1 pseudogene is annotated in these 764 nt (G+C 68.3%); it reads right to left on the reverse strand.

Annotated elements, in window-relative coordinates:
* Window positions 1-764 (reverse strand): annotated as a pseudogene (locus tag IE226_RS43705) (hypothetical protein); the annotation flags it as partial.

Genomic DNA, 764 nt, shown 5'->3' on the forward strand with positions numbered 1-764 from the left:
CCCTTGGCGAGGCCGCGGAGGCTGGTGAGGCCCTTCATGCCCGGGATGCAGTCCAGGGCCGCGAAGGCTACGTCGAGCAGTCCTGCTTCCCCGTTCGCGTATTTGTGGAGGGTGTCGGCCAATACCACGAGGGCCGCGATGAGGACGATCGCGCCGAGGATCGGGCCGCCGATGATCATGGCGATGACGCCCAGGACCGCGACGACGACCTTGCAGACGGCGACGATGGTGTCCCAGTTGTCGGTGACCCAGTCGCCGACCTCCTCCCACCACTTGCGGTTCTGGATACCGGCGTCGGAGGCCTCTTCCAGCTTCTTCTTCGCCGTGCCCGCCGCGTTCTCGCGCATCTTGCGGGCGTCCTCGGCCATCTTCTTCGCCGCGTCCAGATTGCTCTGCGCGGCGGACACGTCCGACTTCGCCGCCGTCTGGGCCTTCTCGGCGGCGGTGGCGTTGCGGGTGGCGGCCTTGACCTTGTCCGGGTCCGGCTTGGGCACGTCCTTGCCGGCCTTGGACCCCTCGTCGTCCTTGTACTTGTCGGCTTCCTTGCCCGCCTTGTCCACCCAGGAGTCGGCCGAGGTCAGGCGGGTCTGGGCGGCGGAGAGGCTGGTCTGGGCCTCGCGGCCCTTGGCCAGGGCCTTGTCGGCCAGGGCCTGGGAGCGTTCCAGTTCCGGCCAGTACGCGGAGAGCGCGTCGCCGGCCATCTCGTAGCTCTTCTTGAGCTTCTTCAGCTTGCCCGGCGCGTCCTCGAACTCCGCCGTGAAGGA

This window comes from Streptomyces longisporoflavus (assembly GCF_014649775.1).
In the GTDB taxonomy this organism is placed as follows: domain Bacteria; phylum Actinomycetota; class Actinomycetes; order Streptomycetales; family Streptomycetaceae; genus Streptomyces; species Streptomyces longisporoflavus.